The 25,027-nt window shown below is 49.2% G+C and carries 18 protein-coding genes; 10 read left to right on the top strand and 8 right to left on the bottom strand.

The features are described from left to right. The first annotated feature begins 10 nt into the window (after positions 1–10). The 3 genes from TW89_RS09785 (at position 11) to TW89_RS09775 (ending at position 2,967) form a co-directional block, all read left to right on the top strand. A complete protein-coding gene (locus tag TW89_RS09785) occupies positions 11–955 on the top strand; it encodes a cation diffusion facilitator family transporter (protein ID WP_128581329.1) in 945 nt (314 codons plus the stop codon). Between the two features lie 69 nt (positions 956–1,024). Then, positions 1,025–1,675 carry an HAD family hydrolase gene (locus TW89_RS09780; RefSeq protein WP_128581328.1) on the top strand — a complete coding sequence of 217 codons (651 nt, stop codon included), beginning with the start codon at positions 1,025–1,027 and terminating at the stop codon, positions 1,673–1,675. A 98-nt stretch (positions 1,676–1,773) separates the two neighbouring features. Further along, a complete protein-coding gene (locus TW89_RS09775) occupies positions 1,774–2,967 on the top strand; it encodes an amino acid aminotransferase (protein ID WP_128581327.1) in 1,194 nt (397 codons plus the stop codon). A gap of 65 nt (positions 2,968–3,032) precedes the next feature. On the opposite strand, the gene TW89_RS09770 is transcribed toward TW89_RS09775, so the two are convergent. Then, a complete protein-coding gene (locus tag TW89_RS09770; protein WP_128581326.1) occupies positions 3,033–3,446 on the bottom strand; it encodes a YqaA family protein in 414 nt (137 codons plus the stop codon). Positions 3,447–3,720: 274 nt separating this feature from the next. Here TW89_RS09770 and TW89_RS09765 point away from each other — a divergent pair, with 274 nt between their 5' ends. The 4 genes from TW89_RS09765 to nth all read left to right on the top strand — a co-directional run bounded on the left by TW89_RS09765 (position 3,721) and on the right by nth (position 7,984). After that, positions 3,721–4,944: a sugar MFS transporter gene (locus TW89_RS09765; RefSeq protein ID WP_128581325.1), complete on the top strand. Its 1,224-nt coding sequence runs from the start codon at positions 3,721–3,723 to the stop codon at positions 4,942–4,944. Positions 4,945–5,036: 92 nt separating this feature from the next. Continuing rightward, positions 5,037–5,660: an alpha/beta fold hydrolase gene (locus TW89_RS09760; protein ID WP_128581324.1), complete on the top strand. Its 624-nt coding sequence runs from the start codon at positions 5,037–5,039 to the stop codon at positions 5,658–5,660. A 180-nt stretch (positions 5,661–5,840) separates the two neighbouring features. Continuing rightward, a complete protein-coding gene (gene nhaC / locus TW89_RS09755) occupies positions 5,841–7,220 on the top strand; it encodes a Na+/H+ antiporter NhaC (protein WP_070607613.1) in 1,380 nt (459 codons plus the stop codon). Between the two features lie 134 nt (positions 7,221–7,354). Next, positions 7,355–7,984 (top strand): endonuclease III, encoded by a 630-nt coding sequence (gene nth / locus TW89_RS09750; protein ID WP_049323145.1) that lies wholly within the window; start codon positions 7,355–7,357, stop codon positions 7,982–7,984. Between the two features lie 58 nt (positions 7,985–8,042). Here the strand turns inward: nth and putA are convergent, their stop codons facing one another. From putA to TW89_RS09725, 4 genes are all read right to left on the bottom strand, one after another. Next, positions 8,043–11,648 (bottom strand): bifunctional proline dehydrogenase/L-glutamate gamma-semialdehyde dehydrogenase PutA, encoded by a 3,606-nt coding sequence (gene putA / locus TW89_RS09745; protein ID WP_128581323.1) that lies wholly within the window; start codon positions 11,646–11,648, stop codon positions 8,043–8,045. Between the two features lie 223 nt (positions 11,649–11,871). After that, on the bottom strand, positions 11,872–13,398 hold the full coding sequence (gene putP, locus TW89_RS09740; RefSeq protein WP_128581322.1) for a sodium/proline symporter PutP: 1,527 nt from the start codon (positions 13,396–13,398) through the stop codon (positions 11,872–11,874). 451 nt (positions 13,399–13,849) lie between these two features. After that, positions 13,850–14,644, bottom strand: coding sequence for a formate/nitrite transporter family protein (locus tag TW89_RS09735; RefSeq protein WP_063068917.1), 795 nt, complete (start codon positions 14,642–14,644; stop codon positions 13,850–13,852). A gap of 198 nt (positions 14,645–14,842) precedes the next feature. Further along, a complete protein-coding gene (locus TW89_RS09725; RefSeq protein ID WP_128581321.1) occupies positions 14,843–17,056 on the bottom strand; it encodes a RelA/SpoT family protein in 2,214 nt (737 codons plus the stop codon). Between the two features lie 88 nt (positions 17,057–17,144). Here TW89_RS09725 and TW89_RS09720 point away from each other — a divergent pair, with 88 nt between their 5' ends. Further along, positions 17,145–17,855 (top strand): GrxB family glutaredoxin, encoded by a 711-nt coding sequence (locus tag TW89_RS09720; RefSeq protein ID WP_128581320.1) that lies wholly within the window; start codon positions 17,145–17,147, stop codon positions 17,853–17,855. Positions 17,856–17,910: 55 nt separating this feature from the next. Here the strand turns inward: TW89_RS09720 and TW89_RS09715 are convergent, their stop codons facing one another. Genes TW89_RS09715 through TW89_RS09705 form a run of 3 tightly spaced genes read right to left on the bottom strand, consistent with a single transcriptional unit; the run spans position 17,911 to position 21,397 of the window. After that, entirely contained in the window at positions 17,911–18,429 is a 519-nt protein-coding gene (locus TW89_RS09715) for a PqiC family protein (protein WP_128581319.1), read from the bottom strand. Beyond that, positions 18,429–20,090: an intermembrane transport protein PqiB gene (gene pqiB / locus TW89_RS09710; protein WP_128581318.1), complete on the bottom strand. Its 1,662-nt coding sequence runs from the start codon at positions 20,088–20,090 to the stop codon at positions 18,429–18,431. The genes TW89_RS09715 and pqiB overlap by 1 nt, the downstream gene beginning before the upstream one ends. Next, positions 20,087–21,397, bottom strand: coding sequence for a paraquat-inducible protein A (locus tag TW89_RS09705; protein ID WP_128581317.1), 1,311 nt, complete (start codon positions 21,395–21,397; stop codon positions 20,087–20,089). Before TW89_RS09705 ends, pqiB begins: the two co-directional genes overlap by 4 nt. A 413-nt stretch (positions 21,398–21,810) precedes the next feature. On the opposite strand from TW89_RS09705, the gene TW89_RS09700 reads away from it, so the two are divergent. Together TW89_RS09700 and TW89_RS09695 are read left to right on the top strand one after the other, a co-directional pair. Next, the gene (locus tag TW89_RS09700) at positions 21,811–22,434 is read left to right on the top strand and encodes a biliverdin-producing heme oxygenase (RefSeq protein ID WP_049329094.1); all 624 of its coding nucleotides are present in this window, start codon (positions 21,811–21,813) and stop codon (positions 22,432–22,434) included. A gap of 174 nt (positions 22,435–22,608) precedes the next feature. Further along, a complete protein-coding gene (locus tag TW89_RS09695; protein ID WP_128581316.1) occupies positions 22,609–24,981 on the top strand; it encodes a TonB-dependent hemoglobin/transferrin/lactoferrin family receptor in 2,373 nt (790 codons plus the stop codon). The last annotated feature ends 46 nt before the right edge of the window (positions 24,982–25,027 follow it).

The raw sequence follows: 25,027 nt of genomic DNA, 5'->3' as shown, positions 1-25,027 counted from the left end.
TAAAATCATCATGGCACATCATCACGATCATTTGCACGCGCACACGCATACCGCCAATAAGCAGGTATTGCGCATTTCATTTTTCGTCATTGCCGGATTTATGCTGGTTGAAGCTGTCGGCGGCTGGCTGACCAACTCTTTGGCCCTGCTTTCCGATGCGGGGCATATGTTCAGCGATGCGTTTTCGCTGGGCGTAGCATTGTGGGCATTCAAACTTGGCGAGAAACAGACCACGCTGCAAAAGACATTTGGCTATAAGCGTTTTGAAATTTTGACGGCAATGTTTAACGGATTGTCGCTGGTGTTGATTGCGGTGATGATTTTTTATGAAGCAGTCAAACGATTGTTTTATCCGCCGGAAATTTTGACAGGCGGCATGTTGGTGGTCAGTATCATCGGTTTGCTGGTCAACATCGGCGTCGCCGTTTATATGTTGAAAAATGGTGATACCGAAGAAAACGTCAATATGCGCGGCGCGTATCTGCACGTAATCAGCGATTTATTCGGCTCGATAGGGGCGATTGTCGCAGCGGTACTGATGATGGCGTATGGTTGGCAATGGGCGGATACGGTTGCCAGCGTATTGGTGGCGGCTTTGGTAGGGTGCAGCGGCTGGAAGCTGTTTAAACAGACTTTGCACATTTTGATGGAAGGCGCGCCGGAAAACATCCATACCGATGAGTTGCTCAGCGTTATCCGCAATACGGAGGGCGTAAAATCCGTTCACGACTTGCATGTTTGGACGATTACCAGCAATATCCACGTTTTGTCCTGCCATATTGTTGTAGATGGCAGCATGACGGTTGCAGAGTCCGAACAAATTGTCTACCGCATCGAACATGAATTGGCGCATCACAACATCGGGCATTGTACGATTCAGATTGAAAGCGAACAGCATCCGCATAAAGATGAAGTTTTGTGTTCACAGGAAATGCACGAACACCATCACCATTAACCATATTCAGGCCGTCTGAAACTTGTTGGATTGTTCAGACGGCTTTCTAAAATTATCAAAGGAACACTTATGACCCAAGCCGTATTATTCGACCTTGACGGCACGCTTGCCGATACCGCACTTGATTTGGGTGGCGCGCTCAACACGGTATTGCGCCGACACGGTTTGCCAGAAAAAAGCATGGATGAAATCCGTCCGCAGGCCAGTCATGGTGCGAGTGGTTTGCTCAAACTTGGCGCAGGCATTACGCCCGACCATCCGGACTATATGCAATGGCGCAAAGAGTTTTTGGACGAATACAGCCGCTGCTATGCCGACCAAACCATCTTGTTCGACGGCGTAAATGAAATGCTGGAAGCCTTAGTTCAATGCGGTATCCAATGGGGCATTATTACCAACAAGCCCATGCGTTTTACCGATGTCCTCGTGCCTAAGCTCGGATTTACCGTGCCTCCTGCCGTGATTGTCAGCGGCGATACTTGCGATGAACCCAAGCCCAGCGTGAAGCCTATGTTTTATGCGTGCGAGCAGATTGGCGTTGAGGCGCAGCGATGTTTTTATGTTGGCGATGCAGAGCGCGATATGCAGGCAGGAAAAAATGCAGGCATGACGACCGTGCTTGCCGATTGGGGCTATATTTCTGCCGAAGACCAAACCGAAAACTGGCTTGCCGATTTCCGTATTGCCACGCCTTTGGATTTGTTGGCAATCTTGCGTTAAAACCCTGTAATAATCCGTTTTCAGACGGCCTGAAACGGCGTAAAATTACATAAATTTGTATTTTTTCAACCGTTTTACTACTTGTAAAGAGAAAAATCATGTTCTTCAAGCATATCGAAGCTGCTCCTGCTGATCCGATTTTAGGTTTGGGCGAGGCGTTTAAAGCCGAAACCCGTCCGGAGAAAGTCAATCTCGGCATCGGCGTGTACAAAGACGCATCCGGCGCGACGCCTATTGTCAAAGCCGTCAAAGAGGCTGAAAAACGCCTGCTGGAAAGCGAGACAACTAAAAATTACCTGACCATCGACGGCGTTGCCGATTACAACGAGCAAACCCAAATCCTGTTGTTTGGTAAAGACCACGAAATCATCGCCAGCCGTCGCGCCAAAACAGCGCAAAGCCTTGGCGGTACAGGTGCATTGCGCATTGCGGCCGAATTTGTCAAACGTCAGTTGAACGCGCAAACCATCTGGATTTCCAATCCGACTTGGCCTAACCATAACGCCATCGCCAAAGCAGTCGGTATCCAAGATAAACCTTATCGTTACTATGATGCCGCCAAACACGGTTTGGATTGGGACGGTATGATTGAAGATTTGAGCCAAGCGCAAAAAGGCGACATCGTCCTGCTGCACGGCTGCTGCCACAATCCTACCGGCATCGACCCTACGCCCGAACAATGGGAAACTTTGGCAAAACTTTCTGCCGAAAAAGGCTGGTTGCCACTGTTTGACTTTGCCTACCAAGGCTTCGGCAATGGCTTGGAAGAAGATGCCTACGGCTTGCGCGTGTTCTTGAAACACAATACAGAATTGCTGATTGCCAGTTCTTATTCTAAAAACTTCGGTATGTACAACGAGCGCGTTGGCACGTTCACTTTGGTGGCCGAAGATGAAGAAACAGCAGCCCGCGCCCACAGCCAAGTCAAAACCATCATCCGTACCTTGTATTCCAACCCGGCTTCACATGGTGCGAACACCATTGCGCTGGTGTTGAAAAATGATGATTTAAAAGCGCAATGGATTGCCGAACTCGATGAAATGCGTGGTCGCATCAAAGCCATGCGCCAAAAATTTGTTGAGTTGCTCAAAGCCAAAGGTGCAACCCAAGACTTTGATTTCATTATCGAACAAAACGGTATGTTCTCTTTCAGCGGTCTGACTCCCGAACAAGTTGACCGTTTGAAAAACGAGTTTGCCATTTATGCTGTCCGCTCCGGCCGCATTAATGTTGCAGGTATTACCGATGACAACATCGACTACCTGTGCGAAAGCATTGTGAAAGTCTTGTAATTGTCGAATTAAAAGCAAAGGCCGTCTGAATCATTCAGACGGCCTTTATTTTTGACTGTCGAAGCTTATCCGGCAACTATGTTCATTCCCCAATAAATCATGGCATAGCGCAGCAGTTTGCCTGTAATCAGAATGATGGCGCAATGCAAAGCATTGAGCCTGAGCCAGCCTGCGGCAAGGGGGAGTGCATCGCCGATAATCGGCAACCATGCGAACAATAGCGGCCAAATCCCCCATCTTTGTATACGCGCCAATACTTTTTCAGACGGCCTTTTCTTGGCCGGAAACATTCTGCCCATGTAATACGAAACCATACTGCCCAAGCCATTCGCCAAACCGGCACACAAACATGCGCCGAGGGCATGTTGCGGATATTGGTACACAAATGCGGCGTATGCCGCCTCGGATGTACCCGGAAGTAGTGTGGCTGAAGTGAAGGCAGAAGCAATCAGGGCAAGGTAAGCGTAAAGAGGGGGCATGTTTTGAGTTGCATCAAGTGATATTGTAAAAAAGAAATAATAGGTTTAATAAGAGGATTATGCCTTTATTTTTTAATCTAATAAAAGATAAATCCAATATTATTGAAATTTTTAAAATTAAACGACTGAAGGATAATGTAGTCGGCTGTTAGAAAATAGTTTTCAAAGTGACGGATTATCAGTATGATACGGGCGGCTGTTAATGGGTGTTAAGTTTAATGAACTGATTTAAGCTCATTTTTCCAGCAAATCTTAACAAAACGAAAGGCAAATCATGTCTGCGCATTCACAACAAAATCATACTCCTGCACTGGTTGTCCTAACCACACTCTTTTTCATGATGGGTTTCATTACCTGCATGAACGATATTTTGATTCCGCATTTGAAAGATATTTTCGACCTAACTTATGTTCAGGCGATGCTGATTCAATTCTGTTTCTTTACCGCTTATGCGATTATGTCGATTCCGATGGGCTATTTGGTCGGCAAAATCGGCTATAAAAACGGCGTGATTAGCGGCTTCGTATTGACCGCCATCGGCTGTCTGCTCTTCTATCCTGCAGCCGGTAGTCATTCTTATGCAACTTTTTTGGGTGCATTGTTTATTTTGGCTTCAGGTGTAACCCTGTTGCAAGTAGCGGGTAACCCTTATGTGACTTTGCTGTCCAAACCGGGTAAAGAATCTGCAACACTGACTTTGGTTCAGGCATTTAACTCTTTGGGTACGACCATTGCTCCGCAAATCGGCGCATTCCTGATTTTGGCTGATGCAACACAAACTGTCAGCAAAGCCGAGCAAATTTCTTCCGTTCAAATTCCGTATTTAGGGTTGGCCGGTTTACTTATTATTTTGGCTGTGTGTGTCAAAATGATTCGTTTGCCTGATGCGCGTAAAATTGCTGAAGAAGAGAGCGAACATAACCATGATGGCAAACACAGTGTTTGGCAATACCGTCATTTGGTTTTTGGTGCGGCCGGTATTTTCTGTTATGTCGGTGCCGAAGTATCTATCGGTTCTTTGTTGGTCAGCGTGTTGGGTTACCTGAAAGGTTTGGACCACGCATCTGCCGCAAAATATCTGTCGTTCTACTGGGGCGGTGCAATGGTCGGCCGTTTCTTAGGCTCTGCCATCATGGCGAAAATTGCGCCTAACCGCTATTTGGCATTTAACGCTACTGCTGCTGTTGCCTTGTTGGGCGTTGCTATGTTGGCAGGTAAAGCCAGTGCGGATATTGCGATGTGGGCATTGTTAGCCATCGGCTTCTTCAACTCCATCATGTTCCCGACCATTTTCTCTTTGGCAACCAAAGGCTTGGGCCGATTCACCAGCAGCGCTTCTGGCGTATTGTGTACTGCGATTGTTGGAGGTGCGGTTGTGCCTGTGGTACAAGGTTGGGCTGCGGATACTTACGGCTTGATGATTTCTTTCGTTGTATCAGCGATTTGTTATGTATACATCGTCTTCTTTGCAATTAAAGGCTACAAAGCTGACGAATAACTCATCATGATAAAAGGCCGTCTGAAACCCTATGGGATTTCAGACGGCCTTTTTACTTTGTGGCATAATGATTTAAATGACAGGAGGAAAAAATGGCCAAAATCATTTTGCTGCATGGCTTGCACATGCATTCATGGGTAATGAAACCGCTGGCGTATTTGCTGGAACAAGAAGGTTTTGAAGTTGCTCTGTTCGATTATTGCAGTGTGTTGCACTCGATGAATCGGCATGTTGAGGACTTGGCGCGATGGATTGATGAGAACCATGCTGATGAAACGCTGCACTTTGTCGGCCACAGTTTGGGCGGCTTGGTCTTACGCAATTTTGCAGCAGCATATCCGGATAAAGTCAGCGGCCGTATCGTTACCATGGGTACGCCGCACCAAGGCAGCCGTGCCGCGCAACGTGTGTTCAATATGGGTTTGCAAAAGCCGGTATTGGGCGGCTCGTATAAAGGCGCATTGGACGGCGGTATGCCTGAATTGCCAGAGGGTGTTGAGCTGGGCAGTATCGCCGGTAACAAACCGTATGGTCTGGGCCGTGTTTTAGGTTTGCATGGCGAACATGATGGTACGGTTTTGGTCAGCGAAACGCATTGTCCGAATATGCGCGATCATATTGTTTTACCTGTCAGCCATAGCGGTATGCTGTTTAACCGTAAAACGGTCGAGCAAGTGGTGGCATTTTTGCATGATGGATATTTTAAAAAGCAATAAAATACTATTTATTTTAATTAAAAAATATTTTATTCTAAATAATTCGTTTATTTTAAAGAAAATGGCAAGGATTTGTGAGCGTTGCTTTCGTAAAATAATCAACAGGCCGTCTGAAACCGGTTTTTCAGACGGCCTGTTATGCTAAAATCTGTTAAATACTTATTAAAAAGGCAAAGAACAATGTTTGCTTTCAAATCCTTACTTAATATGCCGCGCTTTGAGGCCATCGCTGTGGCCTTAGCTTTGGTGGCTGCAATGGGTTATACGATTATTTCGCTTGAATGGCTGCCGCATATGTCGATTGTGACGGCGATCGTGGTCTTGCTTTTGTACGGTTTGATGCGTGGCTTGAAATATCAAGATATGCAAAACGGTATGATAGGCGCGGTCGGGCAGGGCATGGGCGCGATTTATCTGTTTTTCTTTATCGGCCTGATGGTCAGCGCGCTGATGATGAGTGGTGCGATTCCGACGCTGATGTATTACGGTTTCGGATTGATTTCGCCGACTTATTTTTATTTTTCGGCGTTTGCGCTTTGCTCGATCATCGGTATTTCCATCGGCAGTAGTTTGACGACTTGTGCAACTGTTGGCGTGGCATTTATGGGGATGGCGGCTGCGTTTCATGCCGATATGGCGATGACGGCAGGTGCGATTGTGTCGGGTGCGTTTTTCGGCGATAAAATGTCGCCGCTTTCCGATACGACCGGTATTTCCGCTTCGATTGTCGGCATTGATTTGTTCGAGCACATCAAAAACATGATGTACACCACTGTGCCTGCGTGGTTGATCAGTGCGGCCTTGATGTTGTGGCTCTTGCCCAATGTTGCCGCGCATGATATGAACAGCGTCGAGGCTTTCCGCGCGCAATTGGAAGCAACCGGTTTGGTGCATGCCTACTCGCTGATTCCGTTTGCTTTATTGGTTGTCCTCGCCCTGATGCGTGTCAATGCCATTGTGGCCATGTTGTTTACCGTTGTGGTGGCGCTGATTGTCACTTACTTCCATAGTACGCCTGATTTGAAACAGCTGGGCGCGTGGTTTTACGGCGGATACAAACTCGAAGGCGAAGCATTTAAAGACATTGCCCGTTTGATTTCACGCGGCGGTTTGGAAAGCATGTTCTTCACGCAAACCATTGTGATACTCGGCATGAGCTTGGGCGGCCTGTTGTTCAGCATCGGTGTGATTCCGTCTTTGTTGGAAGCCATTCGTGCGTTCCTGACCAATGCCGGACGTGCTACTTTCAGCGTGGCCATGACATCGGTCGGCGTCAACTTCCTGATTGGCGAACAATATTTAAGTATCCTGCTTTCCGGCGAAACCTTTAAGCCGGTATATGACAAACTCGGCCTGCATTCGCGCAACCTTGCCCGTACGCTGGAAGATGCGGGTACGGTCATCAACCCGTTGGTGCCTTGGAGCGTCTGCGGCGTATTTATTAGCCATGCCTTGGGCGTGCCTGTTTGGGAATACCTGCCTTATGCCTTCTTCTGCTACTTGAGCTTGGCTCTGACGCTGGTGTTCGGCTGGACAGGGCTGACTTTGAGTAAGAAGTAAACCGCATTAAAATAGCAATGCTTTTATAAAACAAGGCCGTCTGAAAACAATTTCAGACGGCCTTGTTTACTTGAAGTAGCCGTATCAGCATGATTTCACTATAATTGCTGCGCCAATAAAAAATAATCTAAACAATGAACAAACAAATCCGCCAAGAAATTTTCGAGCGTTTCCGCGCTGCCAATCCTCATCCGACTACCGAGTTGAATTTTAGCTCGCCGTTTGAGCTGCTTATCGCCGTTTTATTGTCTGCACAAGCAACTGATGTCGGCGTGAACAAAGCGACTGCCAAACTCTTTCCCGTTGCCAATACGCCGCAAGCCATGTTGGATTTGGGGCTGGACGGCGTGATGGAATACACCAAAACCATAGGCCTCTATAAAACCAAATCCAAACACATCATGCAGACTTGCCGTATTTTGCTGGAAAAATACAATGGCGAAGTGCCTGCCGACCGAGAGGCTTTGGAATCTTTGCCCGGTGTTGGCCGTAAAACAGCCAATGTGGTGTTGAATACTGCATTCGGGCAACCTGTTATGGCGGTCGATACCCATATTTTCCGTGTGGCCAACCGCACCAAAATCGCGCCCGGCAAGGATGTGCGCGAAGTTGAAGACAAGCTGATGCGCTTTATTCCCAAAGAATTTTTGATGGATGCCCATCATTGGTTGATTTTGCACGGCCGTTATACATGTAAGGCTTTGAAACCGCAATGCAGCAAATGTTTGATTAATGATTTGTGCGAATATCCGGCAAAAATGTAAATAAAAACAGATAAAAAAAGGCCGTCTGAATTTCAGACGGCCTTTGATTTGGCTACGATTAGTCGGCAACTGCCATCAGGCTGGCGTTACCACCGGCAGCGGTAGTATTGATACTGCAAGAAATTTCTTCAAATACTTGCAGGATGTCCAGACCTTGTTCGGAAGGCAGGATGCGGATGAGCGCACCGTCGCGGCCGGCCAACTCTTGTTTGCGCTCGCTGCTCAAAGGCTCGATAGCGGCAACATGGCTGATGCCTGCGTTTTCAGGTTTGCTGTTGACTTGCAACAAACCGTCCAAATCGGCTGAGTAGGAAGCCAACGGGCTGTTAGGCTCAACAACGGTTTGGATGCCTGCGGCTGCCAGCTCGGTCAGGGCAGAGAAGGCTTGCAGCAGATTGCCGCCATGTACCCAAACACGTTTTGGAGAGCGCCAGCTCAATGAGTTGCGTTCGCCGGTCGGACCGACCAATACGGTTTCGGCTTTGCGCAGGGTACGGACGCGGGCGTGACCCAAAGCTGCGGCTGCGGCTTTTTTCTCTTCTGCGTTAAACGGCAGTTTGTGAACCAGGGTTTCCAAACGTTTGAGTGCGTCTTCGTCTGCTTGACCGATTCGGCTGAGGGTTGGGGCAACCCATTCAGGAGTACGAACCAGGCGTTGCAGATAGAATGAACCGCCTGCTTTTGGACCGGTACCGGACAAGCCGTGACCGCCGAAAGGTTGTACGCCGACAACAGCACCAACGATGTTGCGGTTAACGTAGATGTTACCGGCTTCGATGCGGTCGCGGATATGGTCGACAGTGCCTTCGATACGGCTGTGTACACCGCTGGTCAGAGCATAGCCTTTGGCGTTGATTTGGTCGATGAGTTGATCCAATTCGCTGGCGCGGTAGCGGACAACGTGCAGTACAGGACCGAACACTTCGCGTTGCAACTCGTTCAGGTTATTCAATTCAAACAGGATTGGACGAACGAAGGTAGAGTTGTTGTCATCAACGTCGGCGGCAGTTTTGATTTCGTGGTAAGCCTTTGCTACGCCTTTCATTTTGTTGATGTGGGCCAACAGGTTTTGTTGGGCTTCAGTATCGATGACAGGGCCGATGTCTGTGGTCAGTTGGGTCGGTTTGCCGACAACCAGCTCGTCCATTGCGCCTTTGATGATGTTGATCATTTTATCGGCAACATCTTCTTGAACACACAAGATACGCAGGGCGGAACAACGTTGGCCCGCGCTGTCGAAGGCAGAGTTCAATACGTCGAGGCAGACTTGTTCCGGCAGGGCGGTAGAGTCCACGATCATCGCGTTTTGACCGCCGGTCTCGGCAATCAGGACAGGGCTGTCGTCGCGTTTGGACAGGGCTTTGTTGATCAGGCGCGCTACTTCGGTAGAACCGGTAAAGATCACGCCGCCGATGCGGGCATCGCCGGTCAGGGCAGAGCCGACATCGCCTGCGCCGAGTACGAGTTGCAGCGCAGAAGTCGGAATACCAGCTTGATGCATCAGGGAAACTGCGTAAGTAGCAATCAGGCTGGTTTGTTCGGCAGGTTTGGCGATAACGGTGTTACCGGCTGCCAATGCAGAAACCACTTCGCCGGTAAAGATGGCCAATGGGAAGTTCCATGGGCTGATGGCAACGATTGCGCCGACAGCTTTGGCATCTTTAGGCAGGGTGTTCTCAGCTTCGTTGGCATAGTAGCGGCAGAAGTCAACGGCTTCGCGTACTTCGGCAACGGCGTTGTTCAGGGTTTTACCGGCTTCGCGGACGGCCAGCATCATCAATGCAGGCGTGTGTTGTTCCAACAAATCGGCAAAACGGCGCAGGCAGTCGGCGCGTTCTGAAGCAGGTTTGGCGCTCCACTCCGGCAGGGCGGCAACGGCTGCACCAATAGCTTCTTGAGCCAAGGCTGCATCGGCAAAGCTGACAGTGCCGACAACATCGTTGTGGTCTGCAGGGTTGCGGACGGGTTGAGCTTCGCCCACGTTACGCGCTTCGCCATTGACGATAGAAGCGGCGTGGAAGTCTTCGGAAGAAGCTTGGTTGAGTTTTTCTTGCAGGTTTTGCAATACGTTTTCGTTGCTGAAATCGACGCCTTGGGAGTTCAGACGGCTTTTGCCATACAAATCGCGCGGCAGAGGCAATGCCGGATGCAGGTGGATGCCTTGTTCGGCGATGGTGTCGAACGGGCTCTTAATCAGGCGGTCGATGCTGATGTTTTCGTCAACGATTTGGTTCACGAAAGAAGAGTTCGCACCGTTTTCCAACAGACGGCGTACCAAGTAGGCAAGCAGGGTTTCGTGTGTGCCGACCGGGGCATACACGCGTACGCGGCGGCCTAAGTTTTGCGGGCCGACCACTTGGTCGTACAGGGTTTCGCCCATGCCGTGCAGACATTGGTGTTCGAAGTCTTTGCCTTTACCCATTTGGTAGATTGCGCCCAAAGTATAGGCGTTGTGGGTGGCAAATTGTGGGAACACGGCATCTTGCGCATCCAAGAGTTTGCGTGCGCAGGCGAGGTAGGAGATGTCGGTGTGGACTTTACGGGTGTAAGTCGGATAGCCTTCCATGCCGTCTACTTGAGCCCATTTCACTTCGCTGTCCCAGTATGCGCCTTTAACCAAACGGATCATCAGTTTTTGGTTGTTGCGGCGGGCCAGGTCGATCAGGTAGTCGATAACGAACGGGCAACGTTTTTGGTAGGCTTGAACAACGAAACCGATACCTTTGTAGCCGGCCAAGTCAGGATCGGAAACCAAAGCTTCCATCAAGTCTAAAGACAATTCGAGACGGTTGGCTTCTTCGGCGTCGATGTTGATACCGATATCGTATTTTTTACCCAAAAGGAACAATTCTTTCAGGCGTGGCAACAGTTCGCTCATAACGCGTTCGTGTTGGGCGCGTGAGTAGCGAGGGTGGATGGCGGAAAGTTTAACGGAGATACCGTTGCCTTCGTAAACGCCTTGGCCTGCGGCATCTTTACCGATGGCGTGAATGGCTTGAACGTAGTCGTTGTAGTAGCGGTTGGCATCTTCTTCGGTGTATGCGGCTTCACCCAACATATCGAAAGAGAAGCGGTAACCCATTTTTTCGCGCTCTTTACCGTTTTGCAGCGCTTCTTCAATGGTTTGGCCGGTGACAAACTGTTTGCCCAGCAGGCGCATGGCGTAGTTAACGCCTTGACGGATCAGAGGGGCGCCGCCTTTGCTGATCAGACGGCTCAATGCGGAACTCATCTGTTTGTCGTTTGTCGCGGTCAGTTTGCCGGTAATCAACAGACCCCATGCAGCCGCGTTAACGAAGAGGGAAGGGCTGTTGTTCAAGTGGCTTTTCCAGTTGCCTTCGGAGATTTTGTCGGCAATCAGGCGGTCGCGGGTTGCATTGTCCGGAATACGCAGCAGGGCTTCGGCCAGACACATCAGTGCAACACCTTCTTCACTGGAGAGAGAGAATTCGTGCATCAAGGCATCTACGCCGCTTGCTTTGGTGCGGCTGGAGCGGACTTGAGTAACCAAACGACGGGCAAGCTCGGAGGCGGCATTGCGCTCTTCGTCGGTCATCTGTGCACGTTGCAACATATCCTGAACGGCCTCGATTTCGTCGCGGCGGTAGGCATCAGTTACAGCTTGACGCAGAGGAGTTTGTGTTGGAAAAGCGAAGTTAAACATTATTTATGTTCTCCAAAGGTTTTTTCATGATTTCAGACGACCTGAATTAAGACTGCTAAAACAAGCATTCTGAAGGATAGTAATATCGTAATAAAATTATGATGCGGATACAAGATGCATCCGCATAAATTGCTGTTTTTTCTGATAAGGCTCAGATTATTTTGAAACAGTTTATGTCGTAAAGACGGCCTGCACGGAATCATGCAGGCCGTCTGAAAACACCTTATTTAGAGGCGCGGTATTCTGCGTCTGCTTTCTCAAAGCGTTCTTGCAATTCGCGTGAAGGTTTTTTGTCGATCAGGGACACCAAAACAATCACGAGTGTGCAAATGATAAAGCCTGGAACGATTTCATAGACAGTAGCGAAACCTGTTTCTTGTGCGGCCAAAGCAGGTTTTTTGATCCACTCAGCCCAAACTACTACAGTTAGCGCGCCTGCAATCATGCCGGAGAGTGCGCCGTAGGCAGTAATGCGTTTCCACAGTACAGACAGGATAACAACCGGGCCGAATGCGGCACCAAAGCCAGCCCATGCGTAAGCCACCAAGCCCAATACTTTGCTGTTAGGATCAGAAGCAATCAGGATGGAAATCACGGCAATCGCCAAAACCATCAGACGGCCGATCCATACCAACTCGGCTTGTTGTGCTTTTTTACGCAGGAAGCCTTTGTAGAAGTCTTCGGTAATCGCGCTGGAGCAAACCAACAATTGGCAAGACAGGGTGGACATTACGGCGGCGAGAATCGCACTCAAGATGATACCGGCAATCCAAGGGTTGAAAAGCAGGGTGGCCAAAGCGATGAAGATACGTTCGTGGTTGCCGTTCATTTCATCAACGTGGGCAGGGTTGGCGCCGAAGTAAGCGATACCGAAGTAGCCGACAGCCACGGCACCGGCCATACACAGAATCATCCAGGTCATACCGATACGGCGTGCAGAAACCAAAGATTTAGCGCTTTCAGCAGCCATGAAACGGGCCAAGATGTGTGGTTGGCCGAAATAGCCCAAGCCCCAAGCGGCGGTAGAGATAATGCCGATGAAAGTAGTACCGGCAAACAGGCTGCCGTATTCTTTACCGGTAGAAGCGGCAACTTGTTGGATGGCAGAGTTCATTTGATCAGCACCGCCCAAACCCAAGTACACCATGACAGGAGTCAGTACCAATGCAAAAATCATCAAAGAAGCTTGCAGGGTATCGGTCCAGCTTACTGCCAAGAAACCGCCCAAGAAAGTATAGGCGATGGTTGCGCCGGCACCCAGCCACATGGCTTGAGTGTAAGACATACCGTGGAATAGGCTTTGGAACAGGGTAGCACCGGCTACGATGCCTGAAGCACAGTAAATAGTGAAGAAGAACAAGATAATCAGTGCAGAAACCACTTTCATCAAGTGACCGCCGGCACCAAAGCGGTGGAAGAAGTAATCAGGAAGCGTCAGCGCGTTGTTGGCGTATTCGGTATGTACGCGCAGACGGCCTGCAACCAAAAGCCAGTTGAGGTATGCACCCACAATCAGACCAATGGCGATCCAAGCTTCATTCAAACCGCTCAGGTAAATGGCACCTGGCAAGCCCATCAAAAGCCAACCTGACATATCGGAAGCACCGGCAGACATCGCGGTCACGAACGGACCTAAGCTGCGGCCGCCGAGGATGTAGTCGTCGAAGTTTCGTGTTGAAAAATAGGCAGCGAGGCCGATCAGTAATACGGCGACCAAATAGATCGCGAAAGTGATATACATGGGATTCATGTACTTATTCCTCATCTAACTTTTAAAACGGGTTTGAAATTGCAAGCAATTCATACCCAAACTTTTTTCTAATAAAAATACAGCTTAAAAATCCTGTTTTTTGCGAGAGAGACAGGATAAATTATTTTCAAATACAATAAAATACGAAATTTTAATGCATTAAATTGTAAATAATTTAAACCAGCATACCGTAAAAAGTCGCTTTTGCAAAGCGAAGAACTCAGCCTTTATTCGAAATTAATGCCGCCTTTTAGCTAAGTCATTTAAAAACATAAAAATATATAAATTTTTACCGATGATGACGAAGGAAAGTGTATGAAACTATCTTTCCTGATGTTTTTTGAGGATTAAAGAGAAAAAGTAATTAAACGACTTGGACTTTCAGACGGCCTTGTGCAGAAACCCCGTATCTGTGTCGGGTAGATACGGGGTTTTTAGAAAAAAGACTACATTAAATAGAAAAATCGTCTTTTAGTAAGTGTTTGTAAGCAAAGAGATAAGAGGCTGCGACAAAGGATGACCCGCCCAGGACGTTGCCTAAGAAAACGGGAATCATGTTGTAGAAAAATTGACCCCAGCTGACGTTTGCGCCCGCCCAAATGCCGGCCGGAATGATGAACATATTGGCAACAAAATGTTGAAAGCCGATTAACACGAAGATCATGACCGGAAACCAAGTTGCCAAAATGCGGCCTGAAGTATGGCGTGAACCGAAATAGAACCAAATACCCATGCACACCATCCAGTTACATGCGATAGCGGAGACGAATGCACGGCCAAAGTCCATATTAACTTTGGCTTCTGCGATGGCAATGGTTTTAGCCGTAGCCGCTCCCTCTGCCAGGCCGACATAGTGGCCGAGGAAATAGGCCATGGCAACGGCGCCTGCCAGATTGCCCAAGCTGACAATCAGCCAGTTGCGCACCAGTTTGTGGGTGCTGACGCGGCCGGTCAATCTGCCCAAAGCCATAATCATCATATTGCCTGTTGCCAACTCGCCGCCGCCGATTAAGATACAAATCAGTGCGATAGGGAACACGGATGCGCCCAAAAGGGCGGCCAGGCCGTTCCATTCGGCTGGAATGCCGCTGATGACGCGCAGGCAGGCAAGATAGCCGAAGCCGACATAACCGCCGCCTAAGAAACTCAAAATCACCAACATTTTGATGCTGAATTCAGATTTGGCGCAACTCTTGCCGATGGCGTCCTGCAAAATTTCATGAGGGAACAGGTCTCGTGTATCCATGAAGTTTCCTTAAGGTTAATATAAGAATAAAAATATCTTTCTTTATCATACGGATGGCGAGTTTGCCTGAGAATATGGCGGACAGGAAATAACGGCTGATTGTAAGGATAGAAGCGTAGGTTATATATTGGCAGCTGATGTGTGAAAGGCCGTCTGAAAGCAATACTTTCAGACGGCCTTTAGATGGGGGAATGGGAATTATAAGCGCGTTACGCTTAAAACGCCTTTGATGTCGCCCAGACTGGCTAATACGCGCGGCAGGTCGTTGACTTGGCGGACTTCAAGGGTAAAGCGCATGCTGGCTTCCAAATCGCGTGATTGGGTTTGAACCGCGGTAACGTTGAGCTTGTGCCGCGCCAGCGCATCCGAAACGTCGCGCAGCAAACCGGAGCGGTCTTGGGCGCGGATTTCAACATCGACGGCAAATACTTGTCCTTCTTGCAAGGCTGCCCAGCTTGCATTCAACACTTTTTCAGGAGAGTGTTCGGCAAGGTGGCGGAAAGAAGGGCAGGTGTTGCGATGGACGGAAATGCCCCGGTCGCGCGTAACGAAACCGATAATGTCGTCAGGAGGTGCTGGTTTGCAGCATTTGGCAAGCGTGGTCATCAGGCCGTCTTCGCCGTCAATCAAAATGCCATTTTTGCCGCCTTTTTTGATTTTGGACTGCTTGACGATATTGGTTTCATCAATCGGCACGGGAGGCGGTTCATTCAGCGCGCCGCAGGCTTTGTGGATGGCGCGGTTGGAAACTTCGCCCTGACCGATGGCCGTATAGAGTTCGTCGGTTTTTTTGAAGCCGAGTTTTTCCGCCAATGCTTGCAGATTGGGTTTGGGGAAGATTTTTGACAACTGTTTGTCCAACTGGGCGCGGCCTTCTTCGCGCACGGTATCTGCATTTTGCTGGCGGATATAGGCACGGATTTTGCTGATGGCGCGGTTGGATTTGACCCAGCCTTCGTAGAGCCAGTTGACGGAAGGATTTCCCTCTTTGGCGGTAATGATTTCAACGCGTTGTCCGTTTTCCAACGGCGTTGACAGCGGTACGATTTGTCCTTCGACTTTTGCGCCGCGACAACGGTCGCCCACGCTGCTGTGCAGGGCATAGGCAAAGTCGATGGGGGTGGCGCCCGTAGGCAGGGAGAGGACTTTGCCGTGCGGAGTCAAAACATAAATCGTGTCGTTGAAAAGCTCAGTTTTAAAGGCGGCGGCAAGGTCTTCTTTGCCGCTTTCAGCCATGTTTTCGCGCCAGTCTAGGAGTTGGCGCAACCAAGCGATTTTCTGTTCATAGGCGGAATCACCCTTGCCGCCTTCTTTATAACGCCAGTGGGCGGCGACACCAAATTCGTTGAATTGGTGCATATCGAAGGTGCGGATTTGGACTTCCACGCCTTTGTCTTCCGGGCCGACGATGACGGTGTGCAAACTTTTATAGCCGTTGCCTTTCGGGTTGGCGATATAGTCGTCAAACTCGCCCGGAATAGGCTGCCAGAGGCTGTGGACAATACCCAAGGTGGTGTAACACTCAGGAATGGTGTCCACCAAAATCCGTACGGCGCGGATGTCGAACAAGCCGTCGAAAGTGAGCTTTTTCTTCACCATTTTTTTGTAAATGGAGTAGATATGCTTCGGTCTTCCGGCAACTTCAAAATGAATATTGTATTTTTTCAGTTCCGTACGCAGGATATTGAGGAAGTTTTCGATGTATTCGAGGCGCTCGGTGCGTTTTTCGTCCAAAAGCAGGGCGATTTCGCGGTATTTTTCCGGCTCTTGATGACGGAAGCCCAAATCTTCGAGCTGCCATTTGAGTTGCCATACACCCAAGCGGTTGGCGAGCGGGGCAAAAATGTCGAGGGTTTCTTTGGCAACGGCACGCTTTTCAGGGTTGTCAGGAACGTTGCTTAAAAATTGCAGGGTGCGCGTACGCATGGCCAGTTTGATCAGGACGACGCGGATGTCGGTAACCATCGCCAACAGCATTTTACGCATGGTTTCCGCCTGTTGGGCGCGCTCTTCAGGCGTGGCAAGGCTGTCCACGCGTGCGAATTGGGTCAGTTTCTGCACTTCGTCCACGCCTTTGACCAGCTCGCAAACGGTGCTGTTGCAGCGTTCGGTAACCAATTCGCGCCAAGTGGGAACGTATTTGCCGATGTCGGACAAAATCGTAGCGGCCACGGCATCGGGCAAGAGGTCGAGTTCGCTGACGATTTGCATCGAGCCGAGGAAATGTTCCAGCAATGGCTCGCCGTAAGTTGTTAGGGCATCGGCGGGGTAATGTTCTTTAGCTAAGTCAAAGGCCGTCTGAATCAGGTTTTTATCGGAATCGGGCAGCGCGGCAACATAGCCGTCGAACCAAGCGAGGAGGCCTTCCAGCGTTGCACTCGATGTTTGGGGCGTTTGGCGAATAATGGTCATGGCGTGCGTTTTTTTCTTTTTGATAAAAACGTTGCCATTGTAACAGTTTATTGCCGACAGCCCTAGATTTGTATGCGAATGTGGCACTATGTTTCAGGAAGTCTTGTTTCAGACGGCCTTGGGTGTTATGGTTAACCGTTTTGAAATTTTAAGGAGTATTTCGATGAAACTGTATATTTACGACCATTGCCCGTTTTGCGTTCGTGCAAGGATGATTTTCGGCTTGCGCGATGTGGCGGTGGAAGAGGTCGTCTTAGCAAACGATGACGAAGCTACGCCGATTGGCATGATTGGCTCAAAACAAGTGCCGATTTTGCAAAAAGAAGATGGTTCGTTTATGGGTGAAAGTTTGGATATTGTCCGCTATATCGATCAAGGCCGTCTGAAAGAAGAGGTTCGTCCCGAAGTTCAGGCTTGGTTGGATAAAGTGGGCGAATACAATAACAAATTGGTACAGCCGCGCATGGTCAAAATCGGCTTGCCTGAATTTGAGACCGATGAAGCGAAAAAATACTTTATCGACAAAAAAGAGAAAAGTATCGGAAATTTCGAGACTAATCTGAACAAAACGGCGCAATATCTGGAGCGTCTGCATCAAGATTTGGCCGAACTGGAAGCGCTGGTATGCGAAGGCGAGGGCTTGGGCGGTGAAATCAGTTTGGAAGATATCCTGACGTTCCCTATTTTGCGCAACCTGACCGTTGTGCGCGGTATTCAATGGCCGCAAAAATTGATGGATTATTTGTTGGCGATGAGTGAGCGTTCCGGCGTGGCTTTGTATTTTGACCGCGCGTTGTAATGAATGTTTGAAACATGAAAAAGGCCGTCTGAAAATGTTCAGACGGCCTTTTTGTTTAATGGGCAATCGTATCGGCAACCTGTGACAAACCGTTTTCCAACGATTCGAGCATGGCGGTATAGCCGTCGCCTTGTTGCGGCGTAATGGCGTTAAACGGTTTGCTGCGTCCGTCCGGCCATTGTGCATAACCGCTGATGGTGGTCTGCCCTTGATAGCTGCCTTGGAAGGCTTCGATATAGACTTTCAGGGTTTGGCTGCTTTGGCTACGTGAAGCAGGCACAAAGGTGCGACGCGGATTGAGGCGGTTGAGCTTGTTGCTGAGGTTTGCCGCCAATGCACCATCGAGCGGAGCCGCCCAAAGGTGGTTTTTCGCCAGATTCACATGATAGGCATCGGTTTGGTAAACGAGGCCGCCGTTGGCAAGCGGTTCGGCAAGGTTGACTTTGACCGCGATTTCGTTGCCTTGTGCAGCCGGACGGATGTACTGGCTGTCGGGCAGGACGAAATATTGTGTGCTTTGCGCAGTGCCGCAGGCGGCAAGCGTCAGGGCGGCGGCAATCGGGAAGAGGCGCATTATCGGCTTCCTTTCGGGATAGGGTCTTTGCTGTTGCTGTTAAAAATCAGCGCGTTGGGTTTTTCTTTCAAAGTATTAATCACGGGTTGAACGTCTTTTAAGGTTTTGTCCAAACTTTGCAGCGTATTTTGTACGTCGCCGTAGATAGGCGATTGCGGCGATACGCCTTGCAGGGTTTGACGCAACTCTTTCAGGGTTTGGTTCAACTCGTTCGGAATGTTTTGTGTCTGCGGTTTGCCGACCAGTTTGTCGATAGAGCTTAGGGCGGCATTGGCAGATTTGAGTGTGGACTTGAGCTCGGCAAGCGAACCGTTCAAGCCGGCAACGGTTTTATCCAATGGCAGATTGTTGAATTTGTCTAGCAAATCGGCCACTTTGGCTTGCAAATCGTCCAAACCACCGCCTTGGGTCGCGATAACGGTATCGCCTGCATAAACGGTATGCGGTCGCAGCTTAGGCGATGCGGAAGGCTGATCGTTCAACTCAATCATTTTGCTGCCGGTCAGCAGGTTGTTGCTGGAGATAGTGGCAGTCAGGCCTTTGTTTAAGGCCGTCTGAAATTGTTGTTTCCAATGCTCTTTGCTTTGCTCGTCGGCATTGATTTCCAAACGGGAAGGCTCGATGCGGATGCGTACGGGAATCCAACCGTTTTCAAACAAATGCAGGCTGTCGTTGCGGTCGAAATAAGGAACATCGGAAACTACGCCGACATTCAGGCCTTTGTATTCAACAGGCGAACCGGCAGTCAGGCCGCGTACGGATTGTTTGAAGAATGCGGTGTAGTACAGCGAGCGGTCGTCAGGCAGGTTGGCGACTTCGCTGCGGCTGTCATAAAGCGTGAAGCTGTCTTCGCTTTTGACGTTTTTGCTGTCGCTTGTTTTGGGCGAATCAAACGAAATCGCACCGGACAGCAGGGCAGGCAGAGGGGCGGAATTGAGTTTGACACCACTGCCTGTGGTTTCGATATTAATGCCGCTTTCCAGCCAAAAACGGCTGGCGGAATTAATTAGTTTGTCGTTGGGGCTTTGGATGAAAATGGTGTAATGCACGCTTTGGTCGGACGGGTCGAAATGCGCGCTTTCTACTTGGCCGACCATAAAGTTTTCATACAAAACAGGGCTGCTGACGTTGAGGATGCGGTCGTTTTTGCCGATCAAATTCAGGCGCAGGCCGCTTTGACCGATGGCGGCAATCGGCGGAATGTCTTGGACGACAAATACATCTTTGGTTTCTTGGCTTTTGCCCGGTGTAAATGCAATATATGAGCCGGAAAGCAAGGTTCCCAAGCCGGTAACGCCGCTTTGGTCGATACGCGGTTTGACCACCCAAAATTGGGTATCGCTGCGGATAAGGTCTTTGGCATCGGCGCTGAGCTGGGCAGTAACTTCCACGCCTTTTTGGTCGTCGCGCAATTTGATGCGGGTAACGTGTCCGACATCGACGTTCAATACTTTAATAACGGTGTTGTTGACTTCGATGCCTTCGGCGCTGTCCATCAACAGCGTAACGACAGGGCCGCGGTTGCGGATGTCTTTAATCAAAAGCCAGCCGCCGGCAATCAGCGCAATCAGCGGAATCAGCCACACGACAGACGTGAAGACATTGGTTTTCTTGACACGCGCTGGGGCGTGATAATTGGGTGAAGAATCGTGTTTTTTCATTGTGTTAAGGTCTGGTCAGAATCAAGGCCGTCTGAAAGCTGCTGTTGCTTGTCCCAAATCAGACGGGGATCGAAATAATAGGCCGAAAGCATGGTCAAAATAACGACCAGGCAGAAGTAAATCGCCGCACCACCCGGCACGACGCGTGCCATATTGGTGTGGAACGAACTCATCAAAATAATAATCACAAAAATATCAATCATCGACCAGCGGCCGATGGATTCGGTAATCCGATACAAAACCGACATCTTGTCCGCGCTCATCACAGGCTTGAAGTATGCGGAATAAATCAAAACCGCCATCGCAATAATCTTCAAAACCGGCACCATAATACTGGCACTAAAGATAATCACGGCAATCAATCGGTCGCCGTCGTTCCACATATAAACAATGCCGTTAAAAATCGTGTTGATCTCCAAAGCCGTCGGATTGGACGAAATCATAATCGGCAGGATGTTGGCAGGGAAATATAGGATAAACGCCGCCATTAAAAACGCCAGAGAAATGCTCAGGCTTTTCGGGCGGCGGCGGTATAAGTCTGCTCCGCATACGCCGCAAGGTTGCTCGTCTTTATTGCGGAAATACAGGCAGCGGCTGCAACAGATTTTGTCTTCAGCGGCCGTCTGAACCGCATGGCCGCCGGTTAAACGGTGAATCTTATAATAAACCCAATGCTGCGGAATCGATACCGAAGTCCGAATCAGCATGACCGACAGCGGAAACATCAGATAAAACGCTGAGCCGAATTCCACTGTAGCAACGGACGAGAGCTTGATATACGCCACCAAAGTGGAAATGAAAAACACATCCACCATAATCCAATGACGCAGCCGAACCAATACGCGCGTTGCAAAGCGCAGCGCAGGGTAGGCCTTTTCGCGTATCAAGGCCGTATAAACATAAAGACAGAGCAGCAAAAACAGTAAGGGCGCGCCGAAGGTGAGGATAAACATCACTTCCGCTAGAAAACCGTAATCCAGCGAAATCAAAAGCCGCATCATTTGCGGCAACGACAAAATCGATGTCACGCCGAACAAATCCACGCGGATATACACCATATTGTACGCGAACGCCATTAGAATCAAGGTTGTCAGCGCATAGGCAATTGGCGCGATATACGGATTGTTTTCCACCTCCACAATTTCATGGTTGCACACCGGACAATGCGCTTCCTGCCCCTGACGCAGGCGCGGAATATCCATACGGCAGCCGCAATCCGGGCATTCCACCGTATGTGCAGGCAGCGTCGCATCAGGAAGATAAGACTTGTAGCGCCACCAGCGATGGTAGGCAGGAATCCGTTTCATGGTTCGGCAGGGGATAAAGAAGGTGCAAAGAGTGTTGCATTATAAAGGAAAACAGAAGGATAGCCCAAATTTAGGTCGATATTGGATTGAATGGCGGCTGCTTAATAAGGTTTGGGCCGTCTGAAAAGTTTGAAAAAACTTCAGAAGATTATTACTATGGACCGTTAAATTTTATTAATAGGTCTTAGTTTGGTTTATTGCCATTAGGATAAAAATAAGATATATTCTCAATATTTAAAAACACGATAATCCTTGTAGATTTGTGGAAGGTACACGGTCAACGAACCTGAAGCAGGCTAAAAATTATCTTCTTTGTTTTTAAAACGATTCTTTTCAAATTAGACGGATTTTTAACCATAAAGGCTGTCTGAAACCATCTGAAACTATTAGTCTCTTAATTCAAAGGAAACATCATGAGTGAAACCCAAGAGCTGACTTTCGCCAAACGCTTGAAAGAGCAAACCACGACAACGCACGACAGCGTTGATAACTTGGTTATGTCCGTTCAACCTTTTTCCAGCAAAGAAAACTACATCAAATTCTTGAAACTTCAATCTGTTTTCCATAAGGCTGTCGACCACATCTATAAAGATGCCGAATTGAACAAAGCCATTCCAGAGCTTGAATACATGGCGCGTTACGATGCCGTGACTCAAGACTTGAAAGACTTGGGTGAAGAGCCTTACAAATTTGACAAAGAATTGCCACACGAAACCGGCAATAAAGCCATCGGCTGGCTGTATTGCGCCGAAGGTTCTAATTTGGGCGCGGCATTCTTGTTCAAACACGCTCAAAAACTCGAATACACCGGCGAATTTGGCGCACGCCACCTGGCTCCTCATCCGAACGGCCGCGGCAAACACTGGCGCGCTTTTGTCGAGCATCTGAATGCTTTGAACTTGACTCCGGAAGCTGAAGCGGAAGCCATTCAAGGCGCGCGCGAAGCTTTTGAATTCTATAAAGTGATTCTGCGTGAAACCTTCGGTTTGCCGGAAGGTGCGGAAGCGCCTGAAGGTATGACGCCGCACAGACTCTAAAAAATAATTAAATCAAACAGACAAGGTCTCGGCGTAGATGTTTGCAGGGGCCTTTAATTACACAACAAAGTTTTGTTTGAACGGGTTGCTGTCTTATTAATCATTAATGATTATCAGAAATTTTTTATGCATTAACTGATGGATGAACAATCCATTACATCTTGAGTTGATAATATGAAACCATTACAAATGCTCCCTATTGCCGCGCTAGTCGGCAGTATTTTTGGCAATCCAGTATTAGCAGCAGATGAAGCTGCAACTGAAACCACACCCGTTAAAGCAGAGATAAAAGAAGTCCGCGTTAAAGGTCAGCGCAATGCGCCTGCAGCCGTGGAACGTGTCAACCTTGGCCGTATCCAACAAGAAATGGTACGTGACAACAAAGACTTGGTACGTTATTCCACCGACGTTGGCTTGAGCGACAGTGGCCGCCATCAAAAAGGCTTTGCCGTGCGCGGCGTGGAAGGCAACCGTGTCGGCGTCAGCATTGACGGCGTAAACCTGCCTGATTCCGAAGAAAACTCGCTGTATGCCCGTTATGGCAACTTCAACAGCTCGCGTCTGTCTATCGACCCCGAACTCGTGCGCAACATCGAAATCGTGAAGGGCGCAGACTCTTTCAATACCGGCAGCGGTGCATTGGGTGGCGGCGTGAATTACCAAACACTGCAAGGTCATGATTTGCTGTTGCCTGAGCGTCAGTTCGGCGTGATGATGAAAAACGGTTACAGCAGCCGCAACCGCGAATGGACAAATACACTTGGGTTCGGTTTGAACAACGACCGCGTGGATGCCGCTTTGCTGTATTCGCAACGTCGCGGCCATGAGACTGAAAGCGCGGGCGAGCGTGGTTATCCGGTAGAGGGCGCCGGCAGCGGAGCGAATATCCGTGGTTCTGCGCGCGGTATTCCTGACCCGTCCAAACATAAATACCACAGCTTCTTGGGTAAGATTGCTTACCAAATCAACGACAACCATCGTATCGGCGCATCTCTCAACGGTCAGCAGGGCCACAATTACACGATTGAAGAGTCTTATAACCTGACCGCTTCTTCTTGGCGCGAAGCCGATGACGTAAACAGACGGCGCAATGCCAACCTGTTTTACGAGTGGACGCCCGATTCGAATTGGTTGTCGTTGTTGAAAGCGGACTTCGATTATCAGAAAACCAAAGTAGCGGCGGTTAACAACAAAGGCTCGTTCCCGATGGATTATTCTACCTGGACGCGCAACTACAATCAGAAGGATTTGGACGAAATCTACAACCGCAGCATGGATACAACCTTCAAACGCATTACATTGCGTATGGACAGCCAACCATTGCAAATGGGCGGCCAACATCGCTTGTCGTTTAAAACTTTCGCCAGCCAGCGTGAGTTTGAAAACTTAAACCGCGACGACTACTACTTCAGCGGCCGTATTTTACGCACGTCCAGCACGATTCAGCATCCAGTGAAAACCAACAACTACGGTTTCTCGCTGTCTGATCAAATCCAATGGAACGACGTGTTTAGCAGCCGCGCAGGTATCCGTTACGACTACACCAAAATGACGCCGCAGCAACTGAATGCCGAGTGTCATGCTTGTGACAAAACACCACCTGCAGCCAACACTTATAAAGGCTGGAGCGGTTTTGTCGGCTTGGCTGCACAGCTGAGTCAGACATGGCGTTTGGGTTACGATGTAACTTCCGGTTTCCGCGTGCCGAATGCGTCTGAAGTGTATTTCACTTACAACCACGGCTCAGGTACCTGGTTGCCTAATCCGAACCTGAAAGCCGAGCGCAGCACCACCCATACCCTTTCTCTGCAAGGCCGCAGCGAAAAAGGTACTTTGGATGCCAACCTGTATCAAAGCAATTACCGCAACTTCTTGTCTGAAGAGCAGAAGCTGACCACCAGTGGCGATGTCGGCTGTACTCAGATGAATTACTACTATGGTATTTGTAGCAATCCTTATTCCGAAAAACTGGAATGGCAGATGCAAAACATCGACAAGGCCCGAATCCGTGGTCTTGAGCTGACAGGCCGTCTGAATTTAGGTCAAGTGGTTTCTTTTGTACCTGAAGGCTGGAAATTGTTTGGTTCTGTCGGTTACGCGAAGAGCAAACTGTCAGGCAACAACAGCCTGCTGTCCACTCAGCCTCTGAAAGTGATTGCCGGTGTCGATTACGAAAGCCCGAGCGAAAAATGGGGTGTGTTCTCCCGCCTGACTTATTTGGGTGCGAAAAAAGCCAAAGACGCTCAATATACCGTGTTTGAAAACAACGGTTGGGGTACGCCTTTGCAAGAAAAAGTAGTGGATTATCCATGGCTGAACAAATCGGCTTATGTGTTTGATATGTACGGCTTCTACAAACCGGCTAAAAACCTGACTTTGCGTGCCGGCGTGTACAATATGTTCAACCGCAAATACACCACTTGGGACTCCCTGCGCGGCCTGTACAGCTACAGCACCACCAACGGGGTTGACCGCGATGGCAAAGGCTTAGACCGCTATCGCGCCCCAGGCCGTAATTACGCTGTATCGCTGGAATGGAAATTCTAGGCAGTTAACGGATAGCTAAAGGCCGTCTGAAAGTTTTGATGACTTT

It is taken from the genome of Neisseria flavescens, from assembly GCF_001618065.1.
Classification (GTDB): Bacteria; Pseudomonadota; Gammaproteobacteria; order Burkholderiales; family Neisseriaceae; genus Neisseria; species Neisseria flavescens_A.
Note: the sequence above shows the minus strand (reverse complement) of the source record. Positions and strands in the feature narration are given on the sequence as shown.

Coding starts and splice junctions, on each gene's coding strand:
- TW89_RS09785 (WP_128581329.1), top strand. CDS start 11: ATGGCACATCATCACGATCATTTGCACGCGCACACGCATACCGCCAAT.
- TW89_RS09780 (WP_128581328.1), top strand. CDS start 1,025: ATGACCCAAGCCGTATTATTCGACCTTGACGGCACGCTTGCCGATACC.
- TW89_RS09775 (WP_128581327.1), top strand. CDS start 1,774: ATGTTCTTCAAGCATATCGAAGCTGCTCCTGCTGATCCGATTTTAGGT.
- TW89_RS09770 (WP_128581326.1), bottom strand. CDS start 3,446: ATGCCCCCTCTTTACGCTTACCTTGCCCTGATTGCTTCTGCCTTCACT.
- TW89_RS09765 (WP_128581325.1), top strand. CDS start 3,721: ATGTCTGCGCATTCACAACAAAATCATACTCCTGCACTGGTTGTCCTA.
- TW89_RS09760 (WP_128581324.1), top strand. CDS start 5,037: ATGGCCAAAATCATTTTGCTGCATGGCTTGCACATGCATTCATGGGTA.
- nhaC (WP_070607613.1), top strand. CDS start 5,841: ATGTTTGCTTTCAAATCCTTACTTAATATGCCGCGCTTTGAGGCCATC.
- nth (WP_049323145.1), top strand. CDS start 7,355: ATGAACAAACAAATCCGCCAAGAAATTTTCGAGCGTTTCCGCGCTGCC.
- putA (WP_128581323.1), bottom strand. CDS start 11,648: ATGTTTAACTTCGCTTTTCCAACACAAACTCCTCTGCGTCAAGCTGTA.
- putP (WP_128581322.1), bottom strand. CDS start 13,398: ATGAATCCCATGTATATCACTTTCGCGATCTATTTGGTCGCCGTATTA.
- TW89_RS09735 (WP_063068917.1), bottom strand. CDS start 14,644: ATGGATACACGAGACCTGTTCCCTCATGAAATTTTGCAGGACGCCATC.
- TW89_RS09725 (WP_128581321.1), bottom strand. CDS start 17,056: ATGACCATTATTCGCCAAACGCCCCAAACATCGAGTGCAACGCTGGAA.
- TW89_RS09720 (WP_128581320.1), top strand. CDS start 17,145: ATGTTTCAGGAAGTCTTGTTTCAGACGGCCTTGGGTGTTATGGTTAAC.
- TW89_RS09715 (WP_128581319.1), bottom strand. CDS start 18,429: ATGCGCCTCTTCCCGATTGCCGCCGCCCTGACGCTTGCCGCCTGCGGC.
- pqiB (WP_128581318.1), bottom strand. CDS start 20,090: ATGAAAAAACACGATTCTTCACCCAATTATCACGCCCCAGCGCGTGTC.
- TW89_RS09705 (WP_128581317.1), bottom strand. CDS start 21,397: ATGAAACGGATTCCTGCCTACCATCGCTGGTGGCGCTACAAGTCTTAT.
- TW89_RS09700 (WP_049329094.1), top strand. CDS start 21,811: ATGAGTGAAACCCAAGAGCTGACTTTCGCCAAACGCTTGAAAGAGCAA.
- TW89_RS09695 (WP_128581316.1), top strand. CDS start 22,609: ATGAAACCATTACAAATGCTCCCTATTGCCGCGCTAGTCGGCAGTATT.